Origin of the sequence: Pseudomonas sp. RC4D1 (assembly GCF_018390395.1) — a bacterium.
Taxonomy (GTDB): Bacteria; Pseudomonadota; Gammaproteobacteria; order Pseudomonadales; family Pseudomonadaceae; genus Aquipseudomonas; species Aquipseudomonas danubii.
The window spans coordinates 2,336,660-2,357,336 of the sequence record NZ_JAHBAW010000001.1 but is presented as its reverse complement, the minus strand read 5'-3'; the positions used below and the strand labels follow the sequence as shown (position 1 = coordinate 2,357,336).

The following is a 20,677-nucleotide window of genomic DNA, read 5'->3' as shown; positions in this document are numbered from 1 at the left end:
AGAAAGTTTTATCAAATAGGGGCACAGCCCAGACAGCAAGAAGCCACCCCAGGGTGGCTCAAACGAGATTACCGGCCTGCCTGGCCATCCCGCCCGATGCTGAGTCGGGCTTTTTATTGCCAAACGCCCACGATTGCCGCGGACGCCCTCCCCCATGACTTCAGGCCAAGGCCTTGAGCACCGAGGCGATATCCTGCAAGACACTGGCCTCGCCGCGCTCGCTCCAGTACAGGGCGATCAGTTGCTTGTCCGCTTCAACCTTGAAGACCCCTGGCGGCAAGGTCTGCAGATGCTGGAGCAGCGCCTCATCGACACAGGGTTCACGCCACTGGTTGACCCAGCTACCAGGGGCTATCTGCCAGTAACTCCAGCAGGCCGATTGTGCGCTGCGCCTCGGCCGGTGGTATTGCGGGCAAGGATTGGGCGGCTCCTGCCCCAACCAGTGCGGCCATTCCTGGGGCGCCAGCTGCATGGCCAACCCCATGCGCCGCGCTTCCAGGCGCAGGGCGATCAAGCCGCTCTGGCGGCGCGAGGGCCGCAGCCACGCCAACGGGCTCAGAACCACCGCAAGGATTGACACCACTATCCAGACCGTCATATCAGTACTCTCGATTTTTAGATGAGCGGGGCCTGGGTGGAACCAACCCGCTTGAAACCAGCCATACTTGAAGCTATTGCAATCCTCAGGAGGAGCGCCTCATGTCCTACCACCATATTCTGGTCGCCGTAGATTTAACCGAAGAGTGCGATCCTGTTATCCACCGCGCTCGCGAGCTGTCGGTGAGCAATGGAGCCAAGCTGTCCCTGGTGCACATCGTCGAACCCATGGCCATGGCCTTCGGCGGTGACGTGCCCATGGATCTTTCGCAGCTGCAGCAGCAACAGTTCGATCAGGCCAGGGAACGCCTGGACCGGCTGATCCACAAGTACCCGGAGCTGACCAAGGAATACAGTCACCTGACCTATGGACAACCGCGCCAGGAAATACATCACCTGGCCAAGGAACAGGAATGCGATCTGATTGTGGTGGGCAGCCACGGCCGTCACGGCCTGGCCCTGCTGCTGGGCTCCACCGCCAATGACGTCCTGCACGGCGCACCGTGTGACGTGTTGGCTGTGCACCTGGCCAAACGCTAAGCCCTCACCCGACAGTTACCAGACCGGTCACTGCTCCGAAAAAAAGCCCGACGCTAAAGTCGGGCTTTTTTATCAAACACCGGTCACTCAGGCATCCAGCTCGGCCCAGCGCTCGACCATCTGCTCCAGCTCGGCATTCAACTGCTCCAGCCGGGCAATGACCGCAGCGGTTTCAGCCGCCGGGCGCTGATAGAAACCGGCATCGGCCATCTCCGCCTCGACCCCGGCAATCTGTTGTTCCATGGCATCGATCTGCCCCGGCAGCGCCTCAAGCTCACGCTGCAATTTGTAGCTGAGCTTCTTCTTCGCAGGAGCCTCTTGCACGGGGGCTGGCGCTGCGGCTTGCACCGGCGCAACCACGGCGGAATTCAGTTCGGCCTTGCCGGACTTGTTCTCGGTAACCCCCAGCAGCCGCGGCGAGCCACCCTGGCGCAACCAGTCCTGATAACCGCCAACGTACTCGCGAACCTTGCCTTCGCCTTCAAAGACCAGGGTGCTGGTCACCACGTTGTCGAGGAAGGCCCGGTCGTGGCTGACCATCAGCACGGTGCCCTGGAAGGTCAGCAACACTTCTTCCAGCAGCTCGAGGGTTTCCACATCGAGGTCGTTGGTCGGCTCGTCGAGCACCAGCAGGTTGGCCGGTTTGCTGAACAACTTGGCCAGCAACAGACGGGCACGCTCACCGCCGGACAGGGCCTTGACTGGCGTACGGGCACGTTGCGGACTGAACAGGAAATCACCGAGGTAGCTCAGCACGTGACGGCTCTGGCCATCGATCTCGATGAAGTCGCGACCTTCGGCAACGTTGTCGATCACGGTCTTTTCCAGGTCCAACTGGTGGCGCAACTGGTCGAAGTAGGCCACGTCGATCCGCGTGCCCTCTTCCACCTTGCCGCTGCTCGGCACCAGACCGCCGAGCATCAGCTTGAGCAAAGTGGTCTTGCCGGTGCCGTTGGCGCCCAGAAGGCCAATGCGGTCGCCACGCTGCAGGACCATGGAAAAGTCCTTGACCAGGAACGGGCCGTCCGGGTGAGCGAAGCTGACATTCTCCAGCACCATTACCTGCTTGCCAGACTTGTCGGCGGTTTCCAGCTGAATGTTGGCCTTGCCGGTACGCTCGCGACGCTCACTGCGCTCCACGCGCAGCGCCTTGAGCGCACGCACGCGGCCTTCGTTACGGGTACGCCGGGCCTTGATGCCCTGGCGAATCCACACTTCTTCCTGGGCCAGGCGCTTGTCGAACAGCGCATTGGCGGTTTCTTCCGCCGCCAGCATGGCTTCCTTGTGCACCAGGAAACTGGCGTAGTCGCCGTTCCAATCGATCAGGCCGCCACGATCCAGTTCGAGGATGCGGGTGGCCAGGTTCTGCAGGAAGGAACGGTCGTGGGTAATAAAGAGGACCGCGCCCTGGAAATCCTTCAGCGCCTCTTCCAGCCAGGCAATGGCGCCGATATCCAGGTGGTTGGTCGGCTCGTCGAGGAGCAGCAGATCCGGCTCGGATACCAGGGCCTGCGCCAACAGCACGCGACGCCGCCAGCCACCGGACAACTCGGCGAGGGTCTTGTCGGCTGGCAGTTGCAGGCGGCTCAGGGTGCTGTCCACCAGTTGCTGCAGGCGCCAGCCGTCACGGGCTTCGAGGTCGTGCTGGACGTGCATCAGTTTTTCCAGATCGGCGTCGGTGACGATGTTCTGGCTCAGGTGGTGGTACTGGGCCAGCAGCTCGCCGACACCGTCCAGGCCCTGGGCAACCACGTCGAACACGGTCCGCTCGTCGGCCACAGGCAGTTCCTGAGGCAATTCGCCGATCTTCAGACCGGGTGCGCGCCATACGGAGCCGTCGTCGGGCTTCTGATCGCCCTTGACCAGCTTCATCATGCTGGATTTGCCAGTACCGTTACGGCCGATGATGCACACCCGCTCACCACGGGCGATCTGCCAGGACACCTTGTCCAACAACGGCATGGCGCCGAAAGCAAGGGACACATCGCTGAATTTGAGCAGGGTCATGTTCTTCTCCAAAAACCGGGCGCGCATTCTACCTGACTTGCGCCCTCAGAAGGCCCGCTATTTCGCCACCGGCAACCCCGAAGGCACTTTTGTTGCCAACTGATGCCAAGGGCTCGGCAAAGCTTTCACCGGTTGCTGGCAAAAGGCTAAGCTAGTGAACAATCAGTGTTGGCCTTGTCGGCACTTGTCATGATTTCTCTGCCCGGATGTCTCATGCGCAGTCGCCTTTTCAGCCTTTTATCCTGTCTGCTTCTTTCCGCCACTGCCGTCCAATCCGCCCAGGCGGCGGACCTGACCCAGCAACGCCGGTATTACGACGAGGCCAAACGCGCTCTGGCCAAGGGCGATTCAGGCCCTTATTTCCGTTATGCCGATGCCCTGCGCGACTACCCGCTGGAACCGTACCTGGCCTATGACGAACTCACAGCCCGCCTGAAGAGCGCCAGCAACGCCGAGATCGAGAAATTCCTCGCCGAACATGGCGATCTGCCCCAGGCTAACTGGATGAAACTGCGCTGGTTGCGCTGGCTGGCGGAACGCGGCGACTGGGCCACCTTCACCCGGTATTACGACCCGAAACTCAACTTCACCGAGCTGGACTGCCTCAATGGCCAGTACCAACTGGGGCACAACCTCAAAGCCGAAGGCTACGCCGCCACCGAAAAACTCTGGCTGACCGGCAAATCCCAGCCCGCCGCTTGCGACGCACTGTTCGCCCAATGGGCCGCTGAAGGCCAACTGACCGAACAGAAGCGCTGGCAGCGGGCCAAGCTGGCGGCCGAAGCCCGCAACTACCCCCTGGCCAACAGCCTGGTCAAGAGCATGACCACCCTCGCACCCCAGGGCCGTCTGCTGGTGGATGTGGCGCAAAAGCCGGAGCTGCTGAGCCAGCCTTCGCGCTTCCAGCCCGCCGATGAGGCGATGTCCGACGTGGTCGGCCTCGGCTTGCGCCGACTGGCTCGCCAGGACCCGGACAAGGCCATGGCCCTGCTGGACGGCTATGCCAGCAGCATGCACTTCTCACGTGACGAAAAAGTGGCCATTGCCCGCGAAATCGGCCTGACCCTGGCCCGGCGCTTCGACAGCCGCGCCTTGGACGTCATGACCAAGTACGACCCAGAGCTGCGGGACAACACCGTCTCCGAATGGCGCCTGCGCCTGCTACTGCGTCTGGCGCGCTGGGAAGATGCCTACCAGTTGACCCGCAAGCTGCCTCAGGACCTGGCCAGCACCAACCGCTGGCGCTACTGGCAGGCGCGCAGCCTGGAGTTGGCCCAGCCGAAGAACCCCCAGGCCCTGGCGCTGTTCAAAGGCCTGGCCCGGGAGCGTGATTTCTACGGATTCCTCGCCGCGGATCACGCCAAGGCCCCCTATCAGTTGAACAACCAACCGCTGATGCTGAGCCAGGCAGTCATCAACAAAGTGCGCAACACTCCGGGCGTGCGTCGCGCCCTGGAATTCCATGCCCGGGGCCAGATCGTCGATGGTCGCCGTGAGTGGTACCACGTCAGCCGGCACTTCAACCGTGACGAAATGGTGGCCCAGGCCAGGCTGGCCTACGACCTGAAATGGTACTTCCCGGCCATTCGCACCATCAGCCAGGCCCAGTACTGGGATGACCTGGACATCCGCTTCCCCATGGCTCACCGCGACACCCTGGTGCGCGAAGCCAAGGTCCGCGGCCTGCATTCCAGCTGGGTGTTCGCCATCACCCGCCAGGAAAGCGCCTTCATGGACGATGCCCGTTCCCACGTGGGCGCCAGCGGCCTGATGCAACTGATGCCTGGTACCGCCAAGGAAACCGCGCGCAAGTTCAGCATTCCCCTGGCCTCTCCCCAGCAAGTGCTGGACCCGGACAAGAACATCCAATTGGGTGCGGCGTACCTGAGCCAGGTCCACAGCCAGTTCAACGGCAACCGGGTATTGGCATCTGCTGCCTATAACGCGGGTCCTGGACGGGTGCGGCAATGGCTCAAGGGCGCCGACCACCTGAGTTTCGACGTGTGGGTGGAAAGCATTCCCTTCGACGAAACCCGCCAGTATGTGCAGAACGTGCTGTCCTATTCGGTGATCTATGGCCAGAAGCTCAACTCACCGCAGCCGCTGGTGGACTGGCATGAGCGCTACTTCGACGACCAGTGAAGCCAGCCTTCTACAAGCCCGCAGCGATGCGGGCTTTTTATTGGGCGGCCACCCATTGCGGGAGCTGGCATGCCGGCAAAGAGGCCTTCGGACTCGGCGCCAGCCTGATGGCCGCTTTCGCCGGCAAGCCGGCCCCTACACAGGCGCCTGAGGGCCTTCGCTGAACTGCAGCGCCGCCAGACGCGCATAGAGCGGACTGTTGGCGATCAGTTGCTGATGAGTACCCACCGCCACCAGCCTGCCCTGATCCATGACCGCGATGCGGTCGGCATTCTTCACCGTGGCCAGGCGATGGGCGATCACCAAGGTGGTGCGGTTCTTCATCAGGCTGGGCAAGGCTTGCTGAATCAGATGCTCACTCTGCGCATCCAGGGCACTGGTGGCCTCGTCCAGTAACAGGATCGGCGCATCCACCAACAACGCGCGAGCAATTGCCAGGCGTTGCCGCTGTCCGCCAGAAAGTCCCAGCCCGCCATCCCCCAGATGAGTCTGATACCCCTCTGGCATCTGCTCGATGAACTCGTGGGCATAGGCGATCTTCGCCGCCTCCTGGACTTGGTCCAGGGTGGCATCAGGATTGCCATAGCGGATGTTCTCTTCGATGCTGCCGTAGAACAGCGCCGGGCTTTGCGACACCAGGGCAAAACAGCGCCGCAGATCCAGCGGATCGAGCTGGGTCAGGGGCACGCCATCCAGCAATATCCGCCCCTGCTGCGGGTCGTAGAAACGCAGCAGCAGATCGTAGAGGGTGGATTTGCCTGCCCCCGACGGCCCGACCAACGCCAGGGTTTCTCCGGCCTGAACCTTCAGACTCAGGCCATCGACGGCGTAGCGGTCCGGCCTTGACGGATAGGAAAAGCTCAGGCCGTCCAACTCCAGATTGCCCTGCACACGTGCCGGCAAGCTCACCAGACCACTACTGGGCGCCTGGATAATGTTCTCCGCCCGCAGCAGTTCGGCGATCCGCTCCGCAGCTCCGGCAGCGCGCTGCAGTTCGCCAATGACCTCACTCAAGGTGCCAAAGGCGCTACCGACAATCAGGCTGTAGAACACGAAAGCCGCCAGCTCACCGCCGGAAATACGCCCGGCGATCACATCCATGCCTCCTACCCAGAGCATCACCCCCACCGCGCCCAAGACCAGGACGATCACCAGGGTGATCAGCCAGGCGCGCTGGACAATACGCTTGCGCGCGGTATCGAAGGCCTGCTCCACCGTCACGGCAAAGCGCTGCTCGTCCTGGGCCTGGTGGTTGTAGGCCTGGACCGTCTTGATCTGCCCCAGCGTCTCGGACACATAGCTGCCGACATCGGCGATCCGGTCCTGACTCAAGCGCGACAGGCTGCGCACCCGGCGGCCGAAAATCAGGATCGGCACCAGCACCAGCGGCAAGGCCACCACCACGATGCTGGTGAGCTTGGGGTTGGTGACGAACAGCAGGACGATCCCTCCCAACACCATCAGCGCATTCCGCAGGAACAACGACAGCGAAGAACCGATCACCGACTGCAGCAAGGTGGTGTCCGCCGTGAGTCGAGACTGGATCTCCGAACTGCGATTGTTCTCGTAGAAGCCGGGATGCAGGTAGATCAGGTGATTGAACACCTGACGCCGGATGTCCGCCACGCAGCGCTCGCCGATCCAGGACACCAGATAGAAACGCACGAACGTGCCTACCGCCAGGGCCAGGACCAGCAGCAGGAACAGGCCAATGGACTGGTTCAGCAAATGCGGGGACTGGGTCATGAAACCCTGGTCCACCAACAGGCGAATCCCCTGCCCCATAGACAAGGTGATGCCCGCAGTAACAATCAATGCCAACAGGGCGCCGAGCGCCTGCCAACGGTAGGGAGCGATAAAACGGCTGGCCAGATGCAACGCCCGGCGGTGACGAGAAGAGAGCATGCAGTTCATCCATTGACGCGCCGGCGACTGACCCGTTGCAGCGGCGGCAACGAGAGGAATTCGCAGGAACTTTGCTAAATCACAATGAGTCAGGTTGATTATGACCGCTGACACTAGCGCCTAGAGATTATCGGTCTAATCCGTGGCTGGCACTCCCCGGGCATTTCTGTTGGAGTGAAGTCGCCGGGCCAGCCCTTGCGGCGGTCTGTAACAGCTTGGTCACCCGGCCATTCTAGAGTAAGCACACAACCTGATGAGGAGACAGGCCATGTCCTTGCAACACAGCAGCAATGACAAGATTCAAGTAATCCGTACCCAGCCGAACCAGTCTCTGGGGTGTGCCATCATCGACGCCCAGGGCCGCGAAGTACCTATTACTGAAGAAATGATCCAGAACGCCTGCCGCGAACTGGAAAAGCGACTGGTCAAGCCTGCTCGGCAAGATTGACACTCAGCCTCATGTCCTCTTGACCCGGCCTGGCGGCCGGGTTTTTTATGGGCGCGCTTTACTGTCTGAACGACTTCAGACTTCGCTGGCGCCCAGGGCCCGAACGATCTGGCTCAGGGCTGGCGAATCACCCTGAATCCGCACCTGCAGCCCGTCGATCTCGCGACGCTCCGGATAATGCTTGCGCAGGCCGTCGAAGGCGCTGCGTTGCTGGGCGACATCATCCGCCAGGCTACGGCGAAAATCCGCATCATCACGGCGCGGGTCATACACCGCCCGGCAGATCATCGCCAGGGCCCAGGCCGGATCGGCATTGGCATTCAGGCTGACTTGCGGCACCCAGGGCGCCGGCAGCAAGGTGGCCAGGCTGACCTGTTCGGCCTGACCGAGGAAGCGGCAGTAGGCCTGGTAGATCTGCGCCGTGCCACGCTGCTTGCCATCCAGGCTGTAGCCGGCGATATGGGGCGTGGCCAGCACGCACAGGTCCGCCAGCTCGCGATCCACTGTCGGCTCCTCTTCCCAGACATCCAGCACCGCCTGCAAATCCTCACGCTGCAGCAACACTTCACGCAGTGCCTGGTTATCCACCACCGGGCCACGGGCTGCATTGATCAGCCAGGTACCTTGCTTGAGCTGGCTCAAGCGCTGGCGATCCAGCAGGTGCCAGGTGGAATGCTCGCCATGCCGAGCCAGTGGCGTATGCAGGCTGATGACGTCGCAACGTTCGATCAATTGCTCCAGGCTGACGTAGTCGCCGCCTTCCGCCGCCTGTCGCTGCGGATCACAGACCAGGACTTGCCAACCCAGACCGCGCAAGACCTTGATCAAGCGTCCGCCGACTTCACCAGCCCCCACCACGCCGTAACAGCGTTGAGCCAGGTCCGCCCCTTCGATCTCGGCCAGGGTCAACAGGCTGCCCAATACATAATCCACCACGCCACGGGCATTGCAGCCCGGCGCACTGGACCAACTGATACCCGCCTGCTGGAAGTAATCCAGGTCCAGATGATCGGTGCCGATGGTGCAGGTGCCGACAAACCGCACCGGACTGCCTTCCAGCAATTGGCGGTCGACTTGAGTCACCGAGCGCACCAGCAACACATCCGCCTGCTCCACGGTCGCCCGATCAATGGCACGCCCGGGGAAACGCCGGATCTCGCCGAAGCCGGCAAAGAACTCTTCGATCAGGGGAATATTTTCGTCGGCAACAATCAACATGGCAGGCTCCTCGTGCGGAGCCGCAGTGTAGGCGCAGATGACAGGCCGAGCCAGCGCGGCTTGAGGTCGAGCACTCATTTCCCCGCGGCCGGCCATTACAAATCCACAACACTGGATTTTTTCCTGACCAGAGTGTCAACGCGTAGACTGTCGCGTCCCGCGCAACACGCCTATGGACGCTACGCCCCGTGAATTCCGTAACCGACACTCCCATCACCCCAGCCACCAGCCGCCCTGCCCGGGTTGGCCGCGAACTGCGCGACCTGCTGCGACTGGCCCTGCCCATCATGATTGCCCAGGTGGCCACCACCGCCATGGGCTTTGTCGATGCCGTCATGGCCGGTCGGGTAAGTCCGCGGGATCTCGCGGCCGTAGCCCTGGGCAACTCAATCTGGATTCCAGTGTTCCTGCTGATGACCGGCACCCTGCTGGCCACCACACCCAAAGTGGCCCAGCGCTTTGGTGCCGGCAAGCTGCACGAGATCAGTCCGGTGGTGCGCCAGGCCCTGTGGCTGGCGGTAGTGACGGGCCTCTCGGCCACGCTGATATTGATCAGCGCCGAACCGATACTGCACCTGATGAAGGTTGATCCGGAACTGATCAAGCCCTGCATGGGTTATCTGCACGGCATCGCCAGCGGCCTGCCGGCTGTAGCGCTGTACTACGTGCTGCGCTGCTTGAGCGACGGGCTGGGCCGCACAGTGCCGAGCATGGTCATCGGGCTTTGTGGCCTGGCCCTCAACATCCCCATCAACTACATCTTCATTTATGGCCACTTCGGTGTACCGGCCATGGGCGGCGTCGGCTGTGGCTGGGCCACGGCGATCGTGATGTGGGCCATGATGCTAGGCATGGCCGGCTGGGTTCACTGGGCACCGGCCTATCGCAAGATCCAGCTGTTCAGCCGGTTCGACTGGCCACAATGGGCGGTGATCAAGCGCTTGGTGAGTGTCGGCCTGCCTATCGGCATCGCGGTGTTCGCCGAGTCGAGCATCTTCGCGGTCATCGCCCTGTTGATCGGCAGCCTGGGCGCCACGGTAGTGGCCGGACACCAGATTGCCCTCAACGTCAGCGCCCTGATGTTCATGATCCCCTACTCCCTGGCCATGGCCGTAACGGTGCGGGTCGGCCAGTCTCTGGGCCGTCAGCAACCGCGCGACGCACGCTTCAGCGCCGGAGTCGGCATGGGCGCGGCACTGGCCTACGCCTGCCTGTCGGCAAGCCTGATGTACCTGCTGCGTGAACCCATCGCCTCGATCTACACCAACGACCCGATGGTGATCCAGGTAGCCTCGATGCTCATCGTGTACTCGGCATTGTTCCAGTTTTCCGATGGCATTCAGGTCACCGCCGCCGGCGCACTGCGCGGCTATCAGGACACTCGGGTGACCATGATCCTGACCCTGTTCGCTTACTGGGGGATTGGTTTGCCGGTGGGCTACGCCCTGGGCCTGACCGATTGGTTCGGAGCGGCACGGGGCCCGAGCGGTCTGTGGGAGGGGTTGATTGCCGGCTTGACCTGCGCCGCGCTGATGCTGTTGATCCGCCTGACACGCAGTGCGCGCAAGCAGATCCGCATCGGCCGTTCGGCGGGTTAATCGAGCTTCTTGCGAATCCAGTAGAGGTAGGTGCCGGCCTCTTCCTGCTGCGCCACCAGTTCGTGGTCGAGGAACACGCAGAACTTGGGAATGTCGCGGCGGGTGGAAGGGTCGGTGGCGATCACTTTCAGCAGCCCGCCTGCGGGCAGATCGCGAATGTGCTGGTGCAGCATCATCACCGGCTCGGGGCAATTGAGGCCGGTGGCGTCGAGGGTGCCGTCAACCGGCGTATCGATGATTTGACTCATGGTTCACTCCTGAAACAGGCGGCCATTGTCGCGCAATGGTGCCATAGGGTCATCTGTTGCCGTCGTTCCACGGCCCCGGACCTGCCGTAGGAGCTGGCTTGCCAGCGAAGGCATCCTCACGCCTTGCACAGCTGTGGGGCCTTTTTCGCCGGCAAGCCGGCTCCTACCTGGAAGCGGGCGGTGTTGCGGGTACTACGCCGATTTGGGCTTTTTCACATCCAGGCGACGCAGGTGGCAGGTCACTTCCTCGCGGTCGTGATACAGCTGCTTGCAGCCGATCGCCACCCGAATTCCCCGCGCCTTGAAGCCCTCTTCAATCCGCTCCAGCAAACGCTTCACTTCGGCGTAACGCTGCTTCATCGGCAGCTTCAGGTTGACCACGGCCTCGCGGCAATGGCCCTCGCCGATCCAGGTTTCCAGAAGTGCGGCGTTGCGCGCCGGCTTCTCGACGATGTCGCAGACCATCCAGTCCACCGGCTGTCGCGGCTTGAAGGTAAAGCCGTCCGCCATCAGGTGTTGCACCAGGCCAGTGTCCATCAGGCTTTCAGCCATAGGGCCGTTATCGACGGCGGTCACCAGCATGCCGCGATTGACCAACTGCCAGGTCCAGCCTCCTGGCGCCGCACCCAGGTCGACCCCGGTCATGTCGCTATGCAAGCGCTCATCCCACTGATCCCGGGGGATGAAGTGGTGCCAGGCCTCTTCCAGTTTCAGGGTCGAACGGCTTGGCGCTTCCCGGGGGAACTTCAAGCGTGGAATGCCCATCGGCCACATGGCCGAGTTGCCGGCATCCGCCAGGCCGACAAAGACTTCACGCCCACTCTTGAAGGTCAACAGCAAGCGCGGCTTGGCGGCATCCTCCACCAGCTTGCCGGCAGCGCTCAGGGCCTTGCGCAGCGGACCTTCGAACTTTTTGCAGAAGTTCGACAGTTCCTTGCCGTCATTGGTATCCACCACCTCCAGCCACAGGCTGCCGCACTGGGGAAAGCCGGCCAGGTAGGCCAGGATCACGCTAATGCGGTCGGTTTCCGGCAACTCGATGAAGCCGCCGCGGGCCCACTGCCGGGGGAAGATCAGTTCGGCAAAGCGCAGCCCCTGCATCAGGCGCTGGGCGCCGTCGTCCTCGGTGCAGATGAACTCGGCGCAGGCAGTGCTGGGCTTGGCCTTGGCGTAGCCGGCGACATTCAGCCGAGCCGCGTGGTCGGCGATCTCGGAGCAGACTTCGCCCTCGAAACCGGGCCGGCAATGGATAAACAGGGTGTTCATTGAATCTCCTGGGCAAATGGCGACGAATCGATGCGCAAACCTGCCCTGTAGCAAAGCCTGTCACGAAAACCGGCGCATCATAACCGAGTTCGGAACCTTGGACTGAACCCAGGAGTCCAGTGATTAGCTATAAGCCCCAAACAGAGCTAGGTTAACCCTCTGTCCGTATCACAGGCCCGTAGCCGTGCGGGCCACAAGGAGTCATTCAATGCCATCCCTCGATAGCCTGAAAACCCTTAAAACCCTAAAAGTCGACGACAAGACTTATCACTATTTCAGCCTGCCGGACGCCGCCAAGAGCCTGGGCGATATCGACGCCCTGCCCATGTCGCTGAAAGTCCTGCTGGAAAACCTGCTGCGCTGGGAAGACGACAAGACCGTCACCGGCGCCGACCTCAAGGCCCTCGCCGCCTGGCTCAAGGAGCGTCGCTCCGACCGGGAGATCCAATACCGACCCGCTCGCGTCCTGATGCAGGACTTTACCGGTGTGCCCGCCGTGGTCGACCTGGCCGCCATGCGTGCTGCCATGGCCAAGGCCGGTGGCGATCCACAACGGATCAACCCGCTGTCCCCGGTGGATCTGGTGATCGACCACTCGGTGATGGTGGACAAGTTCGCCAGCAGTAGCGCCTTCGAGCAAAACGTCGACATCGAAATGCAGCGCAACGGCGAACGCTATGCCTTCCTGCGCTGGGGCCAGAGCGCCTTCGACAACTTCAGCGTGGTGCCGCCGGGCACAGGCATCTGTCACCAGGTCAATCTGGAATACCTGGGGCGCACGGTCTGGACCAAGGACGAGGATGGCCGCACCTACGCCTTCCCCGACACCCTGGTGGGCACCGACTCCCACACCACCATGATCAACGGCCTCGGCGTGCTGGGCTGGGGCGTGGGCGGGATCGAGGCAGAAGCGGCAATGCTGGGCCAGCCGGTGTCGATGCTGATTCCGGAAGTCATCGGCTTCAAACTCACCGGCAAGCTCAAGGAAGGCATCACCGCCACCGATCTGGTGCTGACGGTGACCCAGATGCTGCGCAAGAAGGGCGTAGTGGGCAAGTTCGTCGAATTCTATGGCGATGGCCTGGCCGACCTGCCCCTGGCAGACCGCGCCACCATTGCCAACATGGCCCCGGAATATGGCGCCACCTGCGGCTTCTTCCCGGTGGACGACATCACCCTGGATTACCTGCGCCTGTCCGGGCGCCCTGCCGAGTTGGTGAAACTGGTGGAGGCCTATAGCAAGGCCCAGGGCCTGTGGCGCCTGCCGGGCAAGGAGCCGGTATTCACCGACAGCCTGGCCTTGGACATGGGCACCGTGGAGGCCAGTCTCGCCGGCCCCAAACGGCCACAAGACCGGGTTGCTCTGCCCAATGTGGCCCAAGCCTTCACTGACTTCCTCGACCTACAGTTCAAGCCCACCAGCAAGGAAGAAGGTCGCCTGGAAAGCGAGGGCGGCGGCGGTGTCGCCGTGGGCAATGCCGACCTGGTGGGCGAAGCCGACTACCAGGACGCAGGCCAGACCTATCGCCTGAAAAACGGCGCGGTGGTGATCGCCGCCATCACCTCCTGCACCAACACCTCCAACCCTAGCGTGATGATGGCGGCAGGCCTGGTGGCCAAGAAAGCCGTGGAAAAGGGCCTGCAGCGCAAGCCCTGGGTCAAGAGTTCGCTGGCTCCAGGCTCCAAGGTGGTGACTGACTACTATAAAGCCGCCGGACTTACGCCTTACCTGGACCAACTGGGCTTCGATCTGGTGGGCTATGGCTGCACCACCTGCATCGGCAACTCAGGTCCGCTACAGGAACCGATCGAGAAAGCCATCCAGCAAGCCGACCTCACCGTGGCTTCGGTGCTGTCGGGCAACCGCAACTTCGAAGGCCGGGTGCATCCCCTGGTCAAAACCAACTGGCTGGCTTCCCCGCCCCTGGTGGTGGCCTATGCCCTGGCCGGCACGGTACGTATCGACATCAGCAGCGAACCGCTGGGTCAAGGTAAGGATGGCCAGCCGGTGTACCTGCGGGACATCTGGCCCAGCAGCCAGGAAATCGCCGAGGCTGTGGCCCAGGTCAACACACGGATGTTCCACAAGGAATACGCCGAGGTGTTTGCCGGTGACGCCCAATGGCAAGCCATTGAAGTGCCACAGGCGGCCACTTATGTCTGGCAGGACGACTCCACCTATATCCAGCACCCTCCCTTCTTCGACGACATTGCCGGCCCCCTGCCGGAAATCAAGGACGTCAGCGGTGCACGGGTGCTGGCGCTGCTGGGGGACTCGGTGACCACCGACCACATCTCTCCCGCCGGCAATATCAAGGCCGACAGCCCGGCCGGACGCTACCTGCGGGACAAGGGCGTGGAACCCCGGGACTTCAACTCCTACGGCTCGCGTCGGGGCAATCACCAAGTGATGATGCGCGGCACCTTCGCCAACATCCGCATCCGCAACGAAATGCTCGGCGGCGAAGAAGGCGGTAATACGCTCTACATCCCCAGTGGCGAGAAAATGCCGATCTACGACGCGGCCATGAAATATCAGGCCTCGGGCACGCCGCTGGTGGTCATCGCCGGTCAGGAATACGGCACCGGTTCCAGCCGTGACTGGGCCGCCAAGGGCACCAACCTGCTGGGGGTCAAGGCGGTGATCGCCGAAAGCTTCGAGCGCATCCACCGCTCCAATCTGGTGGGCATGGGGGTCCTGCCCTTGCAGTTCAAGCTCGACCAGAACCGCAAGAGCCTGAAACTCACCGGCAAGGAGACCCTGGACATCCTCGGCCTGAGCGACGTGGAACTGACCCCGCGGATGAACCTGCCCCTGGTGATCACCCGTGAGGATGGCAGCCAGGAGAAAATCGAGGTGCTGTGCCGCATCGATACGCTGAACGAAGTCGAGTACTTCAAGTCCGGAGGAATCCTGCACTACGTGTTGCGCCAACTGATTGCATCCTGATCCACCACGAAATAAAACACCGCCTCAGGGCGGTGTTTTTCGTCGGCCTGTCGAACAAAACTCAGCTGGTTATACTTGCCGCCCGCCAAAGCTGACTCACCGGTCGCAATGGCGACTACAGATCCGCCGCTGAACAACGTTTCTGCAATACCTCTTTCTTTTGCAACAAGGATTCCACATGACCGCTTTGCCATGGATGTATCTGGCACTCCTTTCTATCGGCTACGCACTGGCTCTGAGCTACGGGCAACTGGGGCTGCTGGCCGCCCTCTCGATCTTCCTGCTGCTCTGCGCCGGATTTGCCGTACGCCAGCAACACAGCCGCATCGGCCAATACCTGGGCCACGGCCTGTTCGTGGTGCTCGCCCTGGCTCTGGCCATGCACTGGCTGCCAGGCTTCTACAACGGCCGGGCCATCGACCCGCAGCGCTTTACCGACGACGCAGTGCCCTTCTCCATGTACCTGAATCAGGACAAACCGCTGATCGGCTTCTGGCTGCTCTTGGTCTGCCCCTGGATCGTCGGTCGGCGCTCGCTGCGTCTGTCGCTCTACGCAACGGTTCTGGCCCTGACGTTGTGCGCAATCGCCGCATTGGGCGGAGCATTGCTGCTGGGAATCATCAGTTGGGCGCCGAAATGGCCGGATCAGGCCTGGTTGTGGGTGCTGAACAATCTGCTGCTGGTCACCCTGGTGGAGGAAGCGCTGTTCCGGGGTTACATCCAGGGCGGCCTGAGCCGGAAATTCAAGGCCCTTCCCTATGGTGAGAACCTGGCACTGCTGTGTGCGGCCCTGTTATTTGGCCTGGTACACCTGGGTGCTGGCTGGCAATGGACCCTACTGGCGACCATCGCCGGGGTCGGCTACGGTCTGGCCTATCGCTTTGGAGGCCTGGGTGCGGCAATTGCTACGCACTTCGGTCTCAATCTGCTGCATTTCGGCCTGTTCAGCTATCCGATGCTCGCCGGATAGCCCAGCGAAAAGTTGCCAAAACCAGTACTTCAGGACAATTGACTATCAAGGAAGAAGGTCAATGATTAACGCCTCGCCAAAGCCATCGGAACCGCGGTGGCGCATTTTGCAAGCGACAGCTTCTGCCTAATGAGACCCAGCGCCGATTATTGAAAAATAATTTCAATAATCGGCTGAAGCGGCCGACAACCCATCAAAGCCTTGCGGATTGAAAAACCATGCGTAATAACCAGCCTGTCACTCAGCGCGAACGTACCTTCCCGGCTCAACAACGGTTGATTTCCACCACCGACGCCAAAGGCGTGATCACCTACTGCAACGATGCCTTTGTCGAGATCAGTGGGTTCTCCCGTGAAGAACTGGTTCGCGCGCCGCACAACCTGGTCCGTCACCCTGATGTCCCAGCGGCAGTGTTCGCGCACATGTGGGGCACCTTGAAACAAGGCTTGCCATGGATGGGCATCGTCAAGAACCGCTGCAAGACCGGCGACCACTACTGGGTCAACGCCTACGTGACTCCGGTGTTCGAAGGTAACCAGGTGGTGGGTTACGAATCGGTACGGGTCAAGCCCACCGCCGAACAAGTGCGCCGCGCCGAAGCGCTTTACCAGCGTATCAACTCCGGCAAGTCGGCCATTCCCAAGCGTGACAAGTGGCTACCGGTGCTGCAGGACTGGCTGCCCTTCATTCTGGTCAGCCAACTGAGCTTCATGATCGGCGCCTGGCTCAACTCCCATTGGGGCTTCGCCCTGGCTGCCGCGCTCTCGGTGCCGCTGGGCCTGCTGGGCCTGAGCTGGCAGCAACGCGGCCTCAAGCGCCTGTTGCGCCTGGCCGAGCAGACCACCTCCGACCCGCTGATCGCCCAGATGTACACCGACAGCCGCGGCGCCCAGGCACGTCTGGAAATGTCGATCCTGAGCCAGGAAGCACGCCTGAAGACCTGCCTGACCCGCCTGCAGGACACGGCCGAGCACCTCAACGAGCAGGCTCGCCAGTCCGACACCCTGGCCCACAACAGCTCCAGCGGCCTGGAGCGTCAGCGGGTCGAAACCGAGCAGGTGGCCACCGCGGTCAACCAGATGGCCGCCACTACCCAGGAAGTGGCCAGCCACGTACAACGCACCGCCGACGCCACCCAGGAAGCCAATCGCCTTACCGGCCGTGGCCGGGACATCGCCGGGGAAACCCGCGAAGCCATCCAGCGCCTGTCAGTGGTGGTGGGCGAAACCGGCCTGACCGTGACCCAGCTGGCCAAGGACAGCGACGAGATCGGCGGCGTGGTGGATGTGATCAAGGGCATCGCCGACCAGACCAACCTGCTGGCCTTGAACGCGGCCATCGAAGCGGCACGCGCCGGGGAAATGGGCCGCGGCTTTGCCGTGGTCGCCGATGAAGTGCGCCAGCTGGCGCAACGCACCAGCGAGTCCACCGGGCAGATCCACACCCTGATCGCCAAGCTGCAACAAACCGCCGCCACCGCCGTGCAAACCATGGACGCCGGTCACCGTCAGGCCGAAGAAGGCGTGGCGCGGGTGCTGGAAGCCGACCAGGCGCTGGTGGGCATCAGTGAAGCGGTGGCCAACATCACCGACATGACCACCCAGATCGCTGCCGCCACCGAAGAGCAAAGCTCGGTGGCCGAAGAGATCAGCCGCAACATCAGCACCATCGCGCAACTGGCGGACCAGACTTCGGAGCAGGCCCAGCACTCGGCCGAACTCAGCGAAGCCCTGACCCGCACCGCCCACACCCAGTACTCGCTGGTGGAGCGTTTCAACCGCTAAGCCCCCGGGCCGGCGACAAAAAAACCGCAAGCACCGGCTTGCGGTTTTTTTATGCCTGCGAACTCGCCCAACAGCCGCAGGAGCGAGCTTGCTCGCGACAGATCTACGCCGCGATCCCCATTCGAGGGCCGGGTGAGCGCTTCGCGAGCAAGCTTGATACAGGATCAGGCCAGTGTTTGCAGGAACGCAGCGACCTTGGCCGCCGCTGACTCCAGGTGCTGCTCATGGGTGCAACCGGAGGCCTTCAGGGGCTTGAGATCGTGATCAGCGGCCGTCAGCCAATACAGCTCTATACTCGGCGCCAGCGAGTAGGCTTCGACCGCCTGGCGATTGCCCAGGGCGTCACGCTCGCCCTGCACGATCAGGGTCGGCGTCGCCAGTTCGGCCAGGTGCGCCACTCGCGGTTTTTCCGGCTTGCCAACGGCATAGAAGGGATAGCCCAGGCACACCAGGGCATCGGCAGCCAATTCATCGGCCAGCAAACTGGCCATGCGTCCGCCCATGGACTTGCCGCCCACCGCCAGAACCCCAGTGACATAAGGTCGCACCAAGGCATGCACCTCGCGCCAGCACTCCAGGAGTTTGGGTGCCGGGTTGGGCGGGCGCTTGCCGCCATCCAGGCGCCGCTGGGCCATGTAGGGAAACTCGAAGCGCAAGACGTTCACCCCATGCCCGGCAAGGCGTACAGCGATGTCGTTCATGAAGCTGCTGTCCATCGGCGCACCGGCACCATGGGCCAGGATCAGGGTCGGAGCCTGCAACGGGCTGGCAACAGCGGCGACCTCCCATAACCAGCCCCGTTTCCGCACGCACTGCGCCCATTGATCCCCGTCAATACTGGCCTTGTGCTCATTGCTCATGCTTGCCTCGCTTTTAGTCTGCCTATAACTCCAGACGAAGTGAGCGCGCCTTGCCGTGCGCAGTCGCTTTCACTTCAGCTGAACCGTGGATGGGGAACCATGAACACTTCTATCAGTACCGCCTACAACTACAAGGTGGTCCGCCAATTCGCCATTATGACGGTGGTGTGGGGCATCGTCGGCATGGGGCTCGGGGTTTTTCTCGCTGCCCAGTTGGTCTGGCCTGAACTCAACTTCGACCTACCGTGGACCAGCTTCGGCCGTCTACGTCCGCTGCACACCAACGCGGTGATCTTCGCCTTTGGCGGCTGCGCACTGTTTGCCAGCTCGTTCTACTCGGTGCAACGCACCTGTCAGACTCAGTTGTTCGCGCCGAAAATCGCCGCGTTCTGCTTCTGGGGCTGGCAGCTGGTCATCCTCTTGGCAGCTATCAGCCTGCCACTGGGCTACACCAGCTCCAAGGAATACGCCGAACTGGAATGGCCGATCGATATCCTGATCACCATTGTCTGGGTGGCCTACGCCATTGTGTTCTTCGGCACCGTGATGCAGCGCAAGACCAAACACATCTATGTGGGTAACTGGTTCTTCGGCTCCTTCATCATCACCGTGGCCATCCTGCACATCGTCAACAACCTGGAACTGCCGGTCAGCTTCACCAAATCCTACTCGGTGTATGCCGGTGCGACCGATGCGATGGTGCAGTGGTGGTACGGCCACAACGCTGTGGGCTTCTTCCTGACCGCGGGCTTCCTGGGGATGATGTACTACTTCGTACCCAAGCAGGCCGAGCGTCCGGTGTATTCCTATCGCTTGTCCATCGTGCACTTCTGGGCACTGATCACCCTGTACATCTGGGCCGGTCCGCACCACCTGCACTACACCGCACTGCCGGACTGGGCTCAGTCCCTGGGGATGGTGATGTCCCTGGTACTGCTGGCGCCAAGCTGGGGCGGCATGATCAACGGGATGATGACCCTCTCGGGTGCCTGGCATAAGTTGCGTAGCGACCCGATCCTGCGCTTCTTGGTGGTGTCCCTGGCGTTCTACGGCATGTCGACCTTCGAAGGTCCGATGATGGCGATCAAGACCGTCAACGCCCTGTCCCACTACACCGACTGGACCATCGGCCACGTTCACGCCGGCGCTCTGGGCTGGGTAGCGATGATCTCCATCGGCGCGCTGTACCACCTGATCCCGAAAGTCTTCGGTCGCGAGCAGATGTACAGCGTCGGCCTGATCAACACCCACTTCTGGCTGGCCACCATCGGTACCGTGCTCTACATCGCCTCGATGTGGGTCAACGGTATCGCCCAGGGCCTGATGTGGCGTGCAGTCAACGAAGACGGCACCCTCACCTACTCCTTCGTCGAAACCCTGGTGGCCAGCCACCCAGGCTTCATCGTGCGACTGGTCGGTGGTGCGATCTTCCTCAGCGGCATGTTCCTGATGGCTTACAACACCTGGCGCACCGTGCGTGCCGCCGTGCCAGCCGAAGTCAACGCCGCTGCGCAGATGGCCTGAGGAGTCCGCCATGAAACACGAAACGATTGAAAAAAACGTCGGCCTGCTGATGCTGCTGATGGTCTTCGCGGTGAGCATCGGCGGTCTGACCCAGATCGTCCCGCTGTTCTTCCAGGACGTCACCAACAAGCCGGTGGAAGGCATGAAGCCCTACACCGCCCTGCAACTGGAAGGCCGTGACATCTACATCCGCGAAGGCTGCGTACAGTGCCACTCGCAGATGATCCGTCCGTTCCGCGCTGAAACCGAACGTTACGGTCACTACTCGGTGGCTGGTGAAAGCGTCTGGGACCACCCGTTCCTGTGGGGCTCCAAGCGTACCGGTCCGGACCTGGCCCGTGTCGGCGGCCGCTACTCCGATGACTGGCACCGTGCGCACTTGTACAACCCGCGCAACGTCGTGCCCGAGTCGAAGATGCCGGCCTACCCGTGGCTGGTGACAGCAGCGGTGGACAGCAGCCATACCGAAACCAAGCTCAAGGTCATGCGCACCCTCGGCGTGCCCTATACCGACGACGACATCGCCGGGGCCACCGCCTCGCTCAAGGGCAAGACCGAGATGGACGCCCTGGTGTCCTACCTGCAAGTGCTTGGCACTGCGATCAAGAGCAAGAGGTGAG

Annotated in this window: 17 protein-coding genes; 9 read left to right on the top strand and 8 right to left on the bottom strand. The window is 62.2% G+C overall.

What is annotated here, in order from left to right; all coding sequences use genetic code 11:
• Positions 1-160: 160 nt before the first annotated feature.
• On the bottom strand, positions 161-598 hold the full coding sequence (locus tag KHO49_RS10815) for a hypothetical protein (protein WP_102879015.1): 438 nt from the start codon (positions 596-598) through the stop codon (positions 161-163).
• A 101-nt stretch (positions 599-699) separates the two neighbouring features.
• On the opposite strand from KHO49_RS10815, the gene KHO49_RS10810 reads away from it, so the two are divergent.
• Entirely contained in the window at positions 700-1,137 is a 438-nt protein-coding gene (locus tag KHO49_RS10810) for a universal stress protein (protein WP_047302975.1), read from the top strand.
• Between the two features lie 87 nt (positions 1,138-1,224).
• Here the strand turns inward: KHO49_RS10810 and KHO49_RS10805 are convergent, their stop codons facing one another.
• Complete coding sequence (locus KHO49_RS10805; protein WP_102863783.1) at positions 1,225-3,144, bottom strand: ATP-binding cassette domain-containing protein; 1,920 nt, start codon at positions 3,142-3,144, stop codon at positions 1,225-1,227.
• Between the two features lie 213 nt (positions 3,145-3,357).
• On the opposite strand from KHO49_RS10805, the gene KHO49_RS10800 reads away from it, so the two are divergent.
• Entirely contained in the window at positions 3,358-5,286 is a 1,929-nt protein-coding gene (locus tag KHO49_RS10800) for a transglycosylase SLT domain-containing protein (protein WP_102879014.1), read from the top strand.
• A 135-nt stretch (positions 5,287-5,421) separates the two neighbouring features.
• Here KHO49_RS10800 and KHO49_RS10795 read toward each other — a convergent pair whose 3' ends face one another.
• Positions 5,422-7,200: an ABC transporter transmembrane domain-containing protein gene (locus KHO49_RS10795; protein ID WP_181430926.1), complete on the bottom strand. Its 1,779-nt coding sequence runs from the start codon at positions 7,198-7,200 to the stop codon at positions 5,422-5,424.
• Between the two features lie 259 nt (positions 7,201-7,459).
• Between KHO49_RS10795 and KHO49_RS10790 the strand changes: the two genes are divergently transcribed.
• A complete protein-coding gene (locus KHO49_RS10790) occupies positions 7,460-7,639 on the top strand; it encodes a PA1571 family protein (protein ID WP_102863786.1) in 180 nt (59 codons plus the stop codon).
• 75 nt (positions 7,640-7,714) lie between these two features.
• Here the strand turns inward: KHO49_RS10790 and pdxB are convergent, their stop codons facing one another.
• Positions 7,715-8,857, bottom strand: a complete 1,143-nt coding sequence (gene pdxB, locus KHO49_RS10785; protein ID WP_213665002.1) for a 4-phosphoerythronate dehydrogenase PdxB — start codon at positions 8,855-8,857, stop codon at positions 7,715-7,717.
• Between the two features lie 188 nt (positions 8,858-9,045).
• Between pdxB and KHO49_RS10780 the strand changes: the two genes are divergently transcribed.
• Positions 9,046-10,455, top strand: coding sequence for an MATE family efflux transporter (locus KHO49_RS10780; protein WP_102879011.1), 1,410 nt, complete (start codon positions 9,046-9,048; stop codon positions 10,453-10,455).
• On the opposite strand, the gene tusA is transcribed toward KHO49_RS10780, so the two are convergent.
• The gene (gene tusA, locus KHO49_RS10775) at positions 10,452-10,703 is read right to left on the bottom strand and encodes a sulfurtransferase TusA (protein WP_047302965.1); all 252 of its coding nucleotides are present in this window, start codon (positions 10,701-10,703) and stop codon (positions 10,452-10,454) included. The two genes, KHO49_RS10780 and tusA, sit on opposite strands and share 4 nt — an antisense overlap.
• A 192-nt stretch (positions 10,704-10,895) precedes the next feature.
• Positions 10,896-11,969: a 23S rRNA (cytidine(2498)-2'-O)-methyltransferase RlmM gene (gene rlmM / locus KHO49_RS10770; RefSeq protein ID WP_102863789.1), complete on the bottom strand. Its 1,074-nt coding sequence runs from the start codon at positions 11,967-11,969 to the stop codon at positions 10,896-10,898.
• A gap of 208 nt (positions 11,970-12,177) precedes the next feature.
• Between rlmM and acnA the strand changes: the two genes are divergently transcribed.
• Positions 12,178-14,919, top strand: coding sequence for an aconitate hydratase AcnA (gene acnA, locus KHO49_RS10765; RefSeq protein ID WP_213665001.1), 2,742 nt, complete (start codon positions 12,178-12,180; stop codon positions 14,917-14,919).
• On the opposite strand, the gene KHO49_RS10760 is transcribed toward acnA, so the two are convergent.
• Positions 14,889-15,113 carry a hypothetical protein gene (locus KHO49_RS10760; protein WP_134929297.1) on the bottom strand — a complete coding sequence of 75 codons (225 nt, stop codon included), beginning with the start codon at positions 15,111-15,113 and terminating at the stop codon, positions 14,889-14,891. The genes acnA and KHO49_RS10760 overlap by 31 nt on opposite strands.
• On the opposite strand from KHO49_RS10760, the gene KHO49_RS10755 reads away from it, so the two are divergent.
• Complete coding sequence (locus tag KHO49_RS10755; RefSeq protein WP_102879009.1) at positions 15,098-15,889, top strand: CPBP family intramembrane glutamic endopeptidase; 792 nt, start codon at positions 15,098-15,100, stop codon at positions 15,887-15,889. The genes KHO49_RS10760 and KHO49_RS10755 overlap by 16 nt on opposite strands.
• A gap of 218 nt (positions 15,890-16,107) precedes the next feature.
• Complete coding sequence (locus tag KHO49_RS10750; protein WP_102863792.1) at positions 16,108-17,673, top strand: methyl-accepting chemotaxis protein; 1,566 nt, start codon at positions 16,108-16,110, stop codon at positions 17,671-17,673.
• A 164-nt stretch (positions 17,674-17,837) separates the two neighbouring features.
• Here KHO49_RS10750 and KHO49_RS10745 read toward each other — a convergent pair whose 3' ends face one another.
• A complete protein-coding gene (locus KHO49_RS10745; protein WP_249735501.1) occupies positions 17,838-18,533 on the bottom strand; it encodes an alpha/beta family hydrolase in 696 nt (231 codons plus the stop codon).
• Between the two features lie 99 nt (positions 18,534-18,632).
• Here KHO49_RS10745 and ccoN point away from each other — a divergent pair, with 99 nt between their 5' ends.
• Positions 18,633-20,057 (top strand): cytochrome-c oxidase, cbb3-type subunit I, encoded by a 1,425-nt coding sequence (gene ccoN / locus KHO49_RS10740; protein WP_110596940.1) that lies wholly within the window; start codon positions 18,633-18,635, stop codon positions 20,055-20,057.
• A 10-nt stretch (positions 20,058-20,067) separates the two neighbouring features.
• Positions 20,068-20,676 (top strand): cytochrome-c oxidase, cbb3-type subunit II, encoded by a 609-nt coding sequence (ccoO, locus tag KHO49_RS10735; RefSeq protein ID WP_102863795.1) that lies wholly within the window; start codon positions 20,068-20,070, stop codon positions 20,674-20,676.
• The last annotated feature ends 1 nt before the right edge of the window (position 20,677 follow it).